1 pseudogene is annotated in these 205 nt (G+C 55.6%); it reads right to left on the bottom strand.

The window, feature by feature from the left end:
* A pseudogene (locus tag ADM33_RS11455) lies at positions 1-205 on the bottom strand (peptidoglycan endopeptidase); the annotation flags it as partial.

Below are 205 nucleotides of genomic sequence, written 5' to 3'. Positions count from 1 at the left end.
GGCCTCAGCCTCAGCATCAACAAGCGCAGTAGCCTCAGCCTCAGCATCAACAAGTGCGGTAGCTTCAGCCTCAGCATCAACAAGTGCAGTAGCCTCAGCTTCAGCATCAACAAGTGCGGTCGCTTCAGCCTCAGCATCAACTAGCGCGGTAGCTTCAGCTTCAGCATCGACTAGCGCAGTAGCAAGTGCATCAGCGTCAACCAGC

It is taken from the genome of Streptococcus oralis (genome assembly GCF_001075875.1).
In the GTDB taxonomy this organism is placed as follows: Bacteria; Bacillota; Bacilli; order Lactobacillales; family Streptococcaceae; genus Streptococcus; species Streptococcus oralis_I.
This window is presented reverse-complemented; position numbering and strand designations above follow the sequence as displayed.